Source organism: Flavobacterium anhuiense (assembly GCF_900101855.1).
Classification (GTDB): Bacteria; Bacteroidota; Bacteroidia; order Flavobacteriales; family Flavobacteriaceae; genus Flavobacterium; species Flavobacterium anhuiense.
Genome location: NZ_FMVC01000003.1, coordinates 338,705 through 352,718 on the forward strand (window position 1 = coordinate 338,705; position 14,014 = coordinate 352,718).

Sequence of the window (14,014 nt, forward strand, 5' to 3'; positions counted from 1 at the left end):
TATGAATATTGATAACACCTCTTTTTTAGAATACGACAAAAAAAATATTCGCGGCCTTCAGCAAATGGCTTTAGAGTTTTTATTCAATAATGTAAACATGTCTAAAGTAGTCTTTTGTGGAGGTGTTGCAGACTATCTCAATCTTCGCGAATATTATGATATTACCATTAATGATATCGATCTGATTTTTGAAAAGGAACTGGATTTACAGCCCATGATGAACAAACTGGAGACAAAAAGATACCTCTCAAAATATTATAAAACAAAAAATGGCGAAGCGTTGGTGCATATTTTCAGAGTTGGAGAAAATTCAATTAATATAGACAGCTTTCAAAGGGATTTTTCAAATTCAACTTATATACAATCACCTTTGTTGGGCAAAATGGTCTGGCATACCTCATTTGAAGAAAGTAAAAAAAATCATAATACTGAGATACATCTCAACACTTCAGCAGTTAAAGGTGTCGATTATCAATGGAGACGATTGTACAAACACAGCCGTAAAGCTTCTTTGTACAATAATGTAACTTTTCTGGAAGAGAAAAACTTAATTCATACCATTAAAAAAAATATTTTATGAAGGAAGAGCCTAGAATAATTTACAGCTTAGATGCATTTCCTATCAGCAACAATAGATGGAATGAAGGCAATAAATTTAAAGAAACTATTTATTCTACTGCTCTAAGCATACTATACAGCCACTTATGGTACAAGGATATTGAACTTTATGCTGATGAAACAGCTTATAAGTTTCTGTATATGCTTCCTTGCAGAGTGACTAAAATTAGCAGCAATAAAGACGCTGTCATTTGGATGAAATCGAAGATTGATGTTATGGAAAAACAGACGAAACCTTTTATTCATCTTGATAATGACGCCTTTATAAAGAAAAAAATAAATTTTGATTTTGATAAAGTAATTGTTGAACAAAATGATTACGAACTGTACGGCATGTATCAATATCGATTGGATTTTTTTAATAAATATACTCATGATCTAGATTATTGGAAACCCGATTTAGGATATGCTTTCAATTGTGGCGTATTAGGTTTTAGAGACTTAGAACTTCGGGATCAGTTTTTAAAAGCCTATTATGCTTTAGAAGAAATTTTTATAAAAAATAATAATCCAGGCATAACAAGAATAGAACCTTGCATTGTTTTGGAGCAGTATAATCTGGCAACACTATTACATCATAAAAATATTAAGCCAACCTTATTGCTGTGGAAAAAAAACTTGTTCGAAAACAGCCAGCTAGCAGATAGAATTGGTTACACGCATATTGCAGGCCAAAAAAAATACAGAATTGACATTGTTCAGGAAATAGAAAATAGGCTTTCTAAACTGTTTCCGTATTGGTACAAAGAAGTAAAAAATGCTTTGGAGAAAGAAGGCATCGCTTAAAATAAAAAGGTATGAAACAACAACACAAGATGATTTACAGCCTTGATGTACTTCCTATAACAAACAACAGATGGAATATGGGAGACAAATTAAAGGAAACGATCTACATGACTGCTCTGAGTGTATTATATAGCCATTTGTGGTATGATGAAATTGAGCTTTATGTAGACGAAATAGGCTATAAATTCCTGTATATGCTTCCTTGTGCTGTTACCAAAATGCAAAACGGCAATAGAATTGAACTTTGGATGAAATCAAAAATCAATGCTATGGAACTTCAAACAAAACCATTTATTCACATAGACACCGACATCTTTATTAAGAAAAAGATAGATTTTAGTTTTGATGATGTTATAGTAGAACGCAAGGAAGACACTTATCAAATCCATTATAAGAAGCAGGTAGAGTTTTTTAATAAATACACTAAAAATCTTCCTTACTGGCACACCAATTTGGGCTATTCGTATAACTGCGGCATATTTGGTTTTAACGATCTCAAGCTCCGTGACGAATTTATAAAAAGCTATTACGACTTGGAGAAAATATATATCGAAAACCAAGAAGGCTTTACTTCATTAAAACAAGAAGGTTATGAAACCTGCATTTTAATAGAACAATATACACTTGCATCGCTGTTGAATTATAAAAACAATACTCCGACAATGCTTTTGAAAGGTGACAATATAACCGAACAAGGAAAACATGCCGATAGTATTGGGTATTCTCATTTTTTTGGAATGAAAAAATATGACAAATATGTTGTTGATGAAATTGAACTTCGACTCTCTAAAATATTTCCGTATTGGTATAAGCAAATAAAAAATGCATTAGAGAAAGAAGGTGTTATCGCGAATAATCTGCAGTTTGTTTAGAGAAACAAATTAGTATTTCAAAATGATAAAATAATAATCATGAGAGAGTTTGAACAAAAAAAAATAGCCAATCACTCCCCTTCTACTTTTTTTGGACCAAAAGTTCAAAAAAAACTAACTACGGGCACTGTAGGAGACAAATATGAAGTAGAAGCCGACAATGTAGCTGATAAAGTAGTCAACAAACGCAAAACTGGAGGTTTACTTCAATCCAGAAGCGAAGAAGCTGTACAGCAAAAACCCCTTGCAGAAACCATTTCGACAGTTCAAAAAAAGGACTTGGCACAAGAACAGCCTCTGCAAAAAAAAGGCGAAAAAGAAGAAGACAAAAAAGTCCAAAAGAAATCGGATAAAGAAGAAGATAAAAAAGTTCAGAAAAAGGGCGAAAAAGAAGAAGACAAAAAGGTTCAAAAGAAGTCGGATAAGGAAGAAGACAAAAAAGTACAGAAAAAATGTGCTGAATGTGAGAACGAAGATAAAAAGGCTCAGAAAAAAGAAGAAAAAACAGTTCAAGCAAAACGAAATGAATCGAATTCAGTTGATGAAAACGTAGAAAGTAATCTCAACAGCTCTAAAGGCCGTGGCAACGCTATGGACAAAAATACAAAGCGCGAAATGGAATCGGGTTTTGGAGCCGATTTTAGCAATGTAAACATCCACACCGACAGTAGAGCTGTTCAAATGAGCGAAGAATTGGGCGCGCAAGCATTCACGCATGGCAATGATGTTTATTTCAATAAAGGAAAATACAATCCAGAATCCAAAGAAGGTAAACATCTGCTAGCACATGAACTCACGCATACGATTCAGCAGACTGGATCCAAACAAAAATCAGCGACAATACAAAAATCATCTATGGAAAACCATTCAGAAGATCTACACGCAGAAAAACCAGAAAACCCACAGTTTAAAGGCAATCCGCCATTGGAAAAAGCTAATGATAATCAGATGCTTATTTCTACCGGTCAAAAAGGGCAATATGTTTCAGAATTGCAGCAAGGTCTAATGAAAGCAGGTCAAAATTTACCAAAATTTGGAGCAGACGGCGATTTTGGAAGCGAAACACGAAATGCAGTAATAGGCTTCCAAGAAGAAAATGGTTTGAATAAAATTGACGGTATTGTCGGACCAGAAACTATAGGAGCTTTAGACAATAAACTGGTAGGACAAAAACGAGGTGGTGATAATTGTTGTGGTGAAGCGTCTCAATTACCGCAAACTAGGGATTTTAATGTCGATGATACCTCTGTGCCATCTACAACTTTCTGTTCAAAAGGAAATTTTAAAATAACTTCAACAGCAAATTGGGCCAAACCACATAATGCAAAACATTATCATATAGTATTAACAGCTATACAAGGAGGCACAATACGTAAAACTAGCAGAAGATATGATGTTGGCAGAACAGAAACACAATCATTTGCAGTAAAAACCAAAGACTGTATCTTCTTTAAAGTAGAGATTCAAGTAATTAATCCTGGAGGTAGTCCAAATTTAAAAGGATTTTTTAGCGTAACTAACTAGATGCCAGCATTAAAACAAATACCAAAATCAAATTCTCCGCACTCCTCGTCACATCATGACAAGGGGAAGGAATCTTTTTTTGGTGTTCAGGCAAAATTGAATATCGGAAAATCTAACGATAAATTTGAAGTAGAAGCCGATAGAGTCGCAGACCACGTGGTGGCCAATAAACAAACGCCAAAAGCAGACTCATTCTTTTCGCCATCGCCGGTAGTACAAAAGAAACTGGCGCGTAATGTTCAAAAGCAAGAAGAAAAAAATAAAGAAGCGCAACAAAAAACCGCAGCTCAAACCATAACACCTGTTGTACAACTCAAAACCGATTTAATCCAAAATAAACTTGATTCTAGACTAACCGAAAAACGAGAAATTAATCCTGCTTTTTCTGGATCAAAATCATTAATTCAGCGCAAGCAAGAAGATAAAGTCCAGAAAAAAGAAGAAACGGTTCAGAATAAAAAAGAAGTCAAAAAACCTGAAACGGTCTCAAAAGGTACTCCAGCAACCAAACCTTTAATTCAAAACAAAGGAGAAGAAGAAAATGTACAGCAGAAAAAAGAAGAAGAAAAACAAACCTCAGACGAAGAAAAACAACTGCAAAAAAGCGCTGCTGGCGATGCCAATCCAAGCGATAATTCAAATATAGAGTCCAAGCTAAACAGCAGTAAAGGCGGAGGTTCTCCTCTATCTGGAAAAATAAAAACCGAAATGGAATCTGGCATTGGAGCCGATTTTAGCAATGTCCGCATACACAATGACTCCAATGCTGTTCAAATGAATAAGCAATTAGGCGCTCAGGCTTTTGCTACGGGAAACAATATTTATTTTAACGAAGGAAAATACAATCCAAATTCAAAAGAAGGCAAGCATTTACTCGCCCACGAATTAACGCATACAGTACAACAGGGAGCGGCAATTAGAAAAAAACCAGAACCCATCTCCCCTGCTCCAGAAATGATTCAAGGTTCATTCCTCGATTTAGTTCCAGATTGGATTATAGATGAGGCAAGACATATTCCAGGTTACACTTTATTTACCGTTATAATCGGTTATGACCCGTTACGTCAAATTGATGTAGAACGAACTCCAATTAATCTGGTTGAAGGCTTAATGGGACTTATTCCGTTTGGAACTGCCATATTTGACAAGCTTCAGGAATATGGAATTTTACAGCAGGTTTTTGACTGGGTAGAAGGAAAATTAGGAGAACTGGGACTAACAATTGACAGTATTCTTGATTTAGTTGAAGAAGTTTGGGATGAATTATCATTTCCTTACACAGGCATTATTGATTTAGTTACAGAAAAATTTAATGAAGTAGTTAATAGAATAACTTCTTTCGTAAGCGCTACAGTCGATCAGGTAATTACTTGGATAAAAGAAGCCTTAATTAATGTTGCTGAACCTTTATTGGCAGAAAACAAAGCTTGGTCATTAATTAAAAAAATAATCAAATACGATCCATTACGAGATGAGGCTGTAAATGCCACAACGGTAGAAATATTAGAAGATTTCTTAATACTGATAGACAAGCAGACTGAACTTGAGCAAATGCGCGAAAAAGGCACGCTGCAAAAAACTGCCGATTGGCTTGATACTCAAGTTGGAACTTTCAACTCCTTACTTGGCGAACTTCGCGGACTTATCACCTCAGCTTGGGATGCTATTCAGCCATCCAATTTGGTCAATATTGCAGATAATCTCTCTGCGCTTGCCACTCAAGCTGGAGACTTCCTGCAAAGAGTTTGGGATTTTGCTTCAGGTGTGGCGTTAAAAGTATTAGAACTTGTTAAGGAGTCACTATTAGGATGGCTTTCTGCTCAGGCCGCTACCGTAAGAGGGTATTCGCTTGTGAAAGTGATTATCGGAAAAGATCCTTTTACACAAGAAGTCGTAGCTCGCACAGTTCCAAATATGATAAGAGGTTTCATGAGCCTTATGGATGGCGGAGAAGAACAATATGCACAAATGGTCGAGTCTGGTGCAATAGCCAGAATTGCAGGCGAAATTGAAGCGGCAGTAGAGACGCTCAACATGACGCCACAATCTATTATACAGCTCTTTACCGATATTTGGGATTCTATGTCTATTGATGACCTTATTCATCCAATAGATGCCTTCATGAGAATCATTGAGAAATTTGGAGAACCTATTGGCCGATTAATTGCTTTTGTGGCAGAAATTGTTAGAATCGTTATAATGGCCATTCTCGAAATCATGAATTTCCCATTCGATCTCATCGGAAATATCATTACGAGAGCTTTAGAAGCTATTGATGACATTAAGAAAGACCCAATTGGTTTCTTAAAAAATATACTGCGAGCACTTAAACAAGGATTTGTGCAGTTCTTTGACAATATCGTCACCCACTTAATCAATGGCGTAACGGGCTGGCTAATGAGCGAACTAAAAGATGCTAATATTCCAGTTCTCACTGATTTCTCTCTACGTGGTGTTATTACATGGATTATGGAAGTGCTAAATATCTCCATGGAAAGAATTTGGGAAAAACTAGCCGCACATCCACGTATTGGTCCTGCAAGAGTAGCTAGAATTCGTAGCATGATTAATACGCTCGAAGGTATCTGGACATTCATCAAAGATGTCCAAGAACGCGGTATGGCAGCTATTTGGGACAAAATACAAGAACAGCTTAGTAATTTATGGAATACCGTTCTCGATGCCGTGAAAAACTTTGTCATGGAGCGTATTGTCAATAGAATTACGGCCAGACTTTTAAGCATGTTAGACCCAACCGGAATCATGGCTGTGATAAATGGTGCTATGGCATTCTTTAACGCAATTCAAAGTTTTATAAAATACTTACGCGAAATGCTCGAAGTGGTCAATTCGTTTGTCAATGGTGTAGCCGACTTAGCTCGAGGCAATGTCGCCACAGCCGCCGATTATCTAGAAAGAACCATGGGACAAGCTATGCCAGTCGTGATAGGTTTCTTGGCCAATCAAGTCGGTTTAACAGGTATTGGAGCAAGAATTGGCGAAATGCTTGTCGCTGTTCGCCAAATGGTTGATGAAGCATTGACTTGGTTAGTGAATCAGGCTGTAGATAGAGGAATGGCGTTGTTGGACAGAGTGATGGGAAGAAGCGAACCAGAAGCAGCTACTTCATCAGGACCTATTGCAGGAGCTTTAGCTGAAATTCATTCAGAGGGAGAAAAAGAAAAAGACCAAGGCGAAATTACCGCTGATGAAGCTCAGGCAATAAAAAACAAAGTTAATGCAGATCATTCATCAGTGATCGACATATCTTCTGTTACTGATGGTGGCGAAAATTGGAATTTTAATTACATACAGAAAGCAGAGGAAAGTCTCCCCAAAAAACCTATTCCAAAAACAGAGATTAAGCCTACCGTTATGGATCAAGGAAGGCCAAAGACAGTTGTCGTAGATCCATTAACAAATATAGAACCTGATAGTGGTGCTGGTGACCCTAGAGTGAATAGAGGTTTAATGATAGGAAATACCTTTATAGATTCTTTTGTGGCTAAAAATGCAGGTAATCAATCTGAAACTAAAGGCATTCATATTTTATCTGCTGCTTTATATGGAAAAGCAACAAACGAAAATTTAACATTTGGTACACAATCTTTAAATACAAAGATGGATAATGGTCCAGAACAATTTGGGAAGGATAATAAAGCAAAAATTTTAAAATACTCTATGACTGTTAATTATTACCAAGATTCGAAAAATGATGCAACTTTTGCACTACCATCTCCTAGCACTGCACAGTTAACTTCAGCACTTGGTTTTTATATCGCCGAATCTATAACTGCCCAAATAGATGAAATAAACGGAACTAATATTACCTCAGTCTATTCAAATACTCTAAGAGGTAATTTTCCAAATATTATGGGTGTAGCTGCTACTCCTCCTGACCAATTAGTAATAAATTTATTAAAAAATAATACGGTTTCAGGAAGCGTAACGAAATATGGAAATATTTATACAAAAACAAGCTATACAGGATATAGAGAAATAGCCAGAGATCTTTCTAGGACAGATACGGTAATAAGAGATGCTATCAATGATTTAACTACAAATCAAACAATAATTAAAGAAAAAAATACCTTTTATATAAAATGAAAAAGAAATATTCAGAAGAAGTCGAAAAATTATTCAAATTCGGAAAAACAGATTTGTCCGAAGACTGGCCAAATTATGCTCAAGAATTGAACATTAGAAAAAAAAACGCAGATGAACTAATAGAAATTGTAAAGAACTCCAATCTAAGTCATGCAATTTCAGGATTTAAAATATCAGATTTTGCTGCAAGACACGCATGGAGAGCTTTAGGTCAATTAAAAATTACGAAATCAGTAACTGTTTTATTGGATGCATTAATTGATAAAAAAAATGAAGAGGCTTTTGATTTTCGTTCTGAATTGCCAAAAGTCCTTGTATTGTTGGGGTTTGATATAATTCCAGACTTAGAAAAATTCGTAAGAAATCCTATAATTGAATGGGATTTCAAAATTATTGCATTTAAAGCGCTAGTTCAATTTGCATTACAGAATTCCATATATAGAAATAATGTCATAAATACTTTCAGCGAATTATTCGCTAAATATCAAAATGAGCCAATATTTATTTCAAAACTCTTGAACGAGTTATTTAAACTTGATCCCATTGAGTATGAATCTATAAAAGAAATAATCAAAAATGACCAATATGATTTTGGCAGTATTGATAAGGATGGACTAATGAATTTTATAAAACTATCCAAATTATATTAAAAGATTACACATTCTTTCTTTTCTCTGCTGCTAATTTATATCTCAAAAAACTTTTAAAAACATTAGTCATGCAAAAAACATTCTACCAAAAAGAACTGCTTATTAAAGCAACACAACAAAGAAACGGGGCAAATAATAACAAGAAAGACGTCGAAAAAATTCAGTCTTGGCTTAATTTATTTGCTATGCAGCATCCTGGTTCGGGAACGTCAACAGGTATTGATGGCGATTTTGGTCCTGCAACAGAAAAAGCAGTATTGAATTATCAAAAATTCAATGGTTTGCCTCAAAACGGAAATGTAGATCAAAACCTGTTTGATAAATTGGCATCGCCACTTAAAAAAGCATTTGAAAGTCCAATATCTGGAAGTAATCTGAGAGAATTAATTCTCAATACAGCCAAAAATCATCTCAAAAATCAACCTTTTGAACTTGTCATAAACAACCAAAGCAATACAGGACCTTGGGTCCGAAGCTATATGGACGGACATGAAGGAACGGATTGGTTTTGGTGCATGGGATTTGTTCAGGCTATTGTCGACCAGGCAGCTTCTATTCAAGGAAAAAATTTTAAAACGTTAATGCCTCTGACTTATAGTTGCGATACTGTTGGAACAACAGGTCTTCAGAAAAAAATCTTAACTCGTTTTCAAACAGCCAGAACCAATCCCGCTTTTATAAAACCGGGTGATATTTTTCTTCTTCAAAAAACGCCAAACGACTGGATTCATACCGGAATTGTAACTGCTGTTCATGCCGACACCATAGAAACTATTGAAGGCAACACTAATTCTGGCGGTTCTCATAACGGAAACGCTGTGATGGACAAAATCAGAAATTATAAACAATCTAAGCTTGATTTTTTCTCAATCGAATCATTAGTATAGAAAATGGAAAATGTATTTACCTATATCAAAAACCAATTTGTATTTCAGCTTGATACTCTTTTTCAGGTCGAAAATCCAACGGAAAAACCTTTTTTAGACCAAACTGAGGCGAATGGTTTTATTGACGAATTTATTATCGAAAATAATCTTTCAGAAATTGACGTTCTTATCTTGGGATTAGCTCTGGTTCCGCATCTGAAACCCGATTTTCTGAGTTCGATTATTGCCGAATATTTGCCAAATGGCGGTGAACTGCCTGAGTTTGGCGGAATCAAAACAAAAAATCATCGTGGCATTTTGCCAACAGGCGAAACGGCACAGTTTTTAGTTGCTGGAAATGATCTCGAAAACCGAATTTCATTCTACAATTACCTGCATAATCAATCTTTTCTGTATCAAAAAGGCATTATCAAAATAGAAGCGGTCGCGAATGGCGAACCTAAACTAAGCGGTTTATTAATTTTAGAGGATGAATACATCGAAAAATTCATAACCGGAAAAATCCTGAAACCACAGCTGAGCAGCATTTTCCCTGCCCAATTAATAGAAACGCAATTAGATTGGGACGATTTGGTTTTGAATTCCAATACTTTAAATCAGATAAAAGAAATAGAAACTTGGCTTAAATTCAACGATATTCTGCTTCACGAATGGAACATGAAAGCCAAAATAAAGCCCGGTTTTAGAGTCATGTTTTACGGCGCGCCCGGAACGGGAAAAACCCTTACGGCTTCACTTTTAGGAAAATATACTCAAAGAGATGTTTATAGAATTGATTTGTCAATGGTAATTTCCAAATACATTGGCGAAACCGAGAAAAACTTGTCTTCTCTTTTTGATAAAGCGGCCGATAAAGATTGGATTTTGTTTTTTGACGAAGCCGATGCGGTTTTCGGAAAAAGAACCAATGTACGTGACGCGCATGATAAATACGCCAATCAGGAAGTTTCATATTTATTACAACGCATAGAAAATCATCCCGGATTGGTGATTTTGGCTTCTAATTTTAAAACCAATATAGATGCTGCTTTTACCCGCAGATTTCAATCTATAATTGAGTTTGAAGTGCCTTCTTATGGCGAACGTTTGAAACTGTGGCAAAATAATCTGCCAAAAGGGATTAAAATTGCCGAAGACGTAAATCTTCAAGAACTTTCAAAAAAATACGACATTACAGGCGCCAACATTGTCAACATCATTCAATATGCTTGTTTGAGAACTTTAGAAGACCAAAACAAAAGCATCAACCTGAATCATCTGCTTCAGGGAATTAAAAAAGAGTATACAAAAGAAGGAAAAATGATGTAACGGAATATGGCAACGACAAACCTAGAATTAATACTTTCGCCAAAAGTATTGCCCATAAATACTCGTTAGCGCGGATTTGCAATCCGTGCTATCGTTGTTTTTTTTTTTACAAAAAATAACTACCAATCTTTAAGAGCACGGATTACAAATCCGCGCTATCGTTGTTGAGCTTAATCTTTGTGAGCTGGTTTCTATAAGAATTCTTTGGAGAGCTGAAAATGAGAATGAGCCCGATACAATATCGAGCTCATTATGATGAAATTCAATTAAAAATTCGTCTGAAGTTCATTTTCTAAATTTTAATCCTATCATTTAACAATCAATTTTTTAGAAACATTAAAAGCATTAGAATTAATTGTCACAATATATATTCCAGGGGCTAAATGATGGTTGATTTTTGAAGATGAACTGATTTTGTTTACCAAAACTTTTCTTCCGCTGCCATCAGCAACTGTTACAGTTGCTGTATCACCTGCTTTCAGTTCTGGCAAAACAATATTAAATTCATTATTAACTGAAGGATTTGGATAAATGCTAACTACAGAATTCTCAACTATAACCTCAGGAGTATTAACTTTTTTCGCTGTCGAAGTGTTTTCAAACTGCCATTGTGCACTATCCCAATTATTTTGACCTCCAAGATATTGCGCAGAACCATTTAGATTTTCAATATGAATCATCGCTGTTGTCTGCCATCTATTTTTGATTCTTACCCAAGTTGCGTCTACATTTTCAGAAGACCATTGCGCACTCCACCAGCTGGATTGACCTGCTGTACATTGTACTGCACCGGTTAAATTCTCAATATGCATTATATCTCCTGTACCTACATTTTTAATTATATAATAAGTAGCATCGATAGCCACTTTTTCCCATTTGTAAGTATTGTTTGCTACTGTTGAACCGTATCCTACATTGTTTCCGGCATCATATAAATAATTGCCTGTCCATTTGTTTTTAATGGTAAAATAGTTTCCTGTTGCAGCATTTACAGTAATAGCTGCAGTACTCGTTTTATTTCCATCAACTGTAATTACAGTAATGGTAGCGGTACCTGCTGAAACTGCTGTGACTAATCCTGACGAATTGACCGTTGCCACAGCTGTATTGTTTGAAGCATAATTAACCGACTTATTAGTTGCATTTGAAGGCAAAACTGTTGGTGTTAGCTGCTGTGTCCCGCCTACAGCTAATGTTGCTGATGAAGGACTTAAACTCACACTTGTTACGGCCACATTTGATGAATTTACTGTTATTGCAGAAGTCGCGGTTTTATTACCATCCTGAGTCGTTACTGTAATGGTAGCCGATCCCGAAGCAACTGCGGTTACTAAACCTGAACCACTTACTGTTGCAACACCAGTATTATTTGAACTATAACTTACTGTTTTATTGGTGGCATTGGCCGGAGAAACAGTAGGAGTTAATTGCTGTGTAGCGCCAACACCTAGAGTTACTGCTCCTGGCGAAACCGTTACTCCTGAAACCGGAACATTTGTAGTAGAACAGTTTCCGCTCTGCGTCCATGAAAATGTACCAATTGCACTAATTTCTTCGTTAGTTGTGGCATTTCCGCCTCTATTAGAATAATTCATATTGCAATAGGTGCCATTTCCGCTTGGAGAACCTGCAATAAGTACAAAATAGCCTCTGCCCCAGTTTCTGTTCAATGCATTGTTATTTGGATATTCTTTACCCGTTCCGTTAACGGTTATGTCTCTAAAAGAAAGATTATAAATACCATCTCCCGATCTTTTACTAATAGAAATTGCATCGTTTCTTGAATCTATAATATCAATGCTGTAAAGCTGAACATTCTTAACCTGACTTCCAGCATTCGTTGCACTAAAAATATCAATTGCCGCCACCGGATTGTTGTAGGTATCATTAAAAGTTCCGCAGGCTGTTATGGTAATATCATGAATTTCGTGCATACCATCGTTGTTAAATGGTGCTCCCGGAAAATTATTACTCACTCTGATTCCTGCTTCCAGATTGTCTTTGATAATTAAATTGTAACCTTTATTATTTTTTCCTCCGTAAATAGCAAGTCCACAAGCGCGCCAACAGTTTTCTGAAGTATTGTATCTAAATGTATTATTGATACATTCGAGTCCGTCAGCAGACCAAATTGCCTGATCGTCGTCTCCATTGTTTCTAAAATTACAGTGTTCTACAATTGAATTCGCTGTTCCTTTGCAAAGATTGATTCCATCAGCATAATTATTTCTAAAACGACAGTGCGATAATGTAAATCCGTCAGCAATTGCCGGCCCACCAGAATTGTATTGCGCAATCCAGGCACCACATTCAAAATGTTCTGCCCAGATATTTTTTACTATTGAACCACTTGTAAAAACTCCGTTTATTGCTTTATAAGAATTACTTCTCGAAGCTGAATTTGTTGTAAGATATAAATCTGTGAATGAAATGTTGCTCGCATTGGCACGTAATCCTCCATTTAAACTGCTTGTGTTGGTAAAATTAATCTGTGTGTACCACATTCCTGCACCAATTAGCGAAGTGTTTGCTGAACCAAAATATAATTCTCGGTTAACATTATAAACCCCAGCTGGAAGAAATATTTTTTTTCCGCCATTTGCATCAATAAAAGCCTGAAGATCACTTCCGTTTCCTGAATAAGTTACGGCACCTGCAGGAGCTGTAACAGCTGTTGGCACTGGTTCCATTTCTGCAAAGTCAATATGAACATTACCTGATTCTCTCACCAATTTTAATGTTCCGTTTACAGCAATTTTAGCAGGAAGTTTATAACGAACTTCATCAAAACGCATTCTTGGGTTTTGATTTGTAATTCCGTTATTGTTCGGATTTCCGTTACTCCACAAATATTCCCAAGACCAAATTGAAGTCAAGGTAAGCGTTGTAAGCTTTGTGTTGCCATTATAAACCCCGATAGTTCCAGATTGCCCGTCAGGAACACTATAACGAATTACTAATCCGTCAGCGGCTTCACTAAGCGTCCATTGAACAGTCGCATTTGTGGCAGACATATTCACACACTGCTGATCTGAGGCTTCTGACTGAAGATCGGCCTGACTGTATGATTTTGCAGTAACTGAAGCACCATTAGACAATTGACCTAAATTTGCTTCGTACCTTTTATAAGGTGCATCATAATAACCGCGTTGGGCATAGGAACCTGAAGCAAAAAGAAGAAAAAAAAACCATAATATAATATGGTAATATTGGCCTCTTCTCAAAAAAATAAAATGTAATTTGTTTCTCATAAGTTTTGGTT

9 protein-coding genes are annotated in these 14,014 nt (G+C 36.0%); 8 read left to right on the plus strand and 1 reads right to left on the minus strand.

Going from position 1 to position 14,014, the window contains the following annotated elements; genetic code table 11:
* Position 1 precedes the first annotated feature (1 nt).
* The 8 genes from BLP44_RS09470 (at position 2) to BLP44_RS09505 (ending at position 10,752) form a co-directional block, all read left to right on the plus strand.
* Entirely contained in the window at positions 2-580 is a 579-nt protein-coding gene (locus BLP44_RS09470) for a hypothetical protein (protein ID WP_091132878.1), read from the plus strand.
* Positions 577-1,404, plus strand: coding sequence for a DUF6734 family protein (locus BLP44_RS09475; protein ID WP_091132127.1), 828 nt, complete (start codon positions 577-579; stop codon positions 1,402-1,404). The genes BLP44_RS09470 and BLP44_RS09475 overlap by 4 nt, the downstream gene beginning before the upstream one ends.
* Positions 1,405-1,415: 11 nt before the next feature.
* On the plus strand, positions 1,416-2,276 hold the full coding sequence (locus tag BLP44_RS09480; protein ID WP_091132131.1) for a DUF6734 family protein: 861 nt from the start codon (positions 1,416-1,418) through the stop codon (positions 2,274-2,276).
* A 39-nt stretch (positions 2,277-2,315) separates the two neighbouring features.
* Positions 2,316-3,800, plus strand: coding sequence for an eCIS core domain-containing protein (locus tag BLP44_RS09485; RefSeq protein WP_091132134.1), 1,485 nt, complete (start codon positions 2,316-2,318; stop codon positions 3,798-3,800).
* Positions 3,801-7,907 (plus strand): eCIS core domain-containing protein, encoded by a 4,107-nt coding sequence (locus tag BLP44_RS09490; RefSeq protein ID WP_244511721.1) that lies wholly within the window; start codon positions 3,801-3,803, stop codon positions 7,905-7,907.
* Positions 7,904-8,557 carry a hypothetical protein gene (locus tag BLP44_RS09495; protein ID WP_091132138.1) on the plus strand — a complete coding sequence of 218 codons (654 nt, stop codon included), beginning with the start codon at positions 7,904-7,906 and terminating at the stop codon, positions 8,555-8,557. The genes BLP44_RS09490 and BLP44_RS09495 overlap by 4 nt, the downstream gene beginning before the upstream one ends.
* Positions 8,558-8,625: 68 nt before the next feature.
* A complete protein-coding gene (locus tag BLP44_RS09500; protein ID WP_091132141.1) occupies positions 8,626-9,444 on the plus strand; it encodes a peptidoglycan-binding protein in 819 nt (272 codons plus the stop codon).
* A gap of 3 nt (positions 9,445-9,447) precedes the next feature.
* Positions 9,448-10,752, plus strand: coding sequence for an ATP-binding protein (locus BLP44_RS09505; protein WP_091132144.1), 1,305 nt, complete (start codon positions 9,448-9,450; stop codon positions 10,750-10,752).
* 308 nt (positions 10,753-11,060) lie between these two features.
* Here BLP44_RS09505 and BLP44_RS09510 read toward each other — a convergent pair whose 3' ends face one another.
* Positions 11,061-14,003, minus strand: a complete 2,943-nt coding sequence (locus BLP44_RS09510; protein ID WP_091132148.1) for an Ig-like domain-containing protein — start codon at positions 14,001-14,003, stop codon at positions 11,061-11,063.
* Positions 14,004-14,014 lie beyond the last annotated feature (11 nt).

Bases quoted from the DNA above. Each gene is read 5' to 3' on its own strand.
- BLP44_RS09470 (WP_091132878.1), top strand. From the start codon at position 2: ATGAATATTGATAACACCTCTTTTTTAGAATACGACAAAAAAAATATT.
- BLP44_RS09475 (WP_091132127.1), top strand. From the start codon at position 577: ATGAAGGAAGAGCCTAGAATAATTTACAGCTTAGATGCATTTCCTATC.
- BLP44_RS09480 (WP_091132131.1), top strand. From the start codon at position 1,416: ATGAAACAACAACACAAGATGATTTACAGCCTTGATGTACTTCCTATA.
- BLP44_RS09485 (WP_091132134.1), top strand. From the start codon at position 2,316: ATGAGAGAGTTTGAACAAAAAAAAATAGCCAATCACTCCCCTTCTACT.
- BLP44_RS09490 (WP_244511721.1), top strand. From the start codon at position 3,801: ATGCCAGCATTAAAACAAATACCAAAATCAAATTCTCCGCACTCCTCG.
- BLP44_RS09495 (WP_091132138.1), top strand. From the start codon at position 7,904: ATGAAAAAGAAATATTCAGAAGAAGTCGAAAAATTATTCAAATTCGGA.
- BLP44_RS09500 (WP_091132141.1), top strand. From the start codon at position 8,626: ATGCAAAAAACATTCTACCAAAAAGAACTGCTTATTAAAGCAACACAA.
- BLP44_RS09505 (WP_091132144.1), top strand. From the start codon at position 9,448: ATGGAAAATGTATTTACCTATATCAAAAACCAATTTGTATTTCAGCTT.
- BLP44_RS09510 (WP_091132148.1), bottom strand. From the start codon at position 14,003: ATGAGAAACAAATTACATTTTATTTTTTTGAGAAGAGGCCAATATTAC.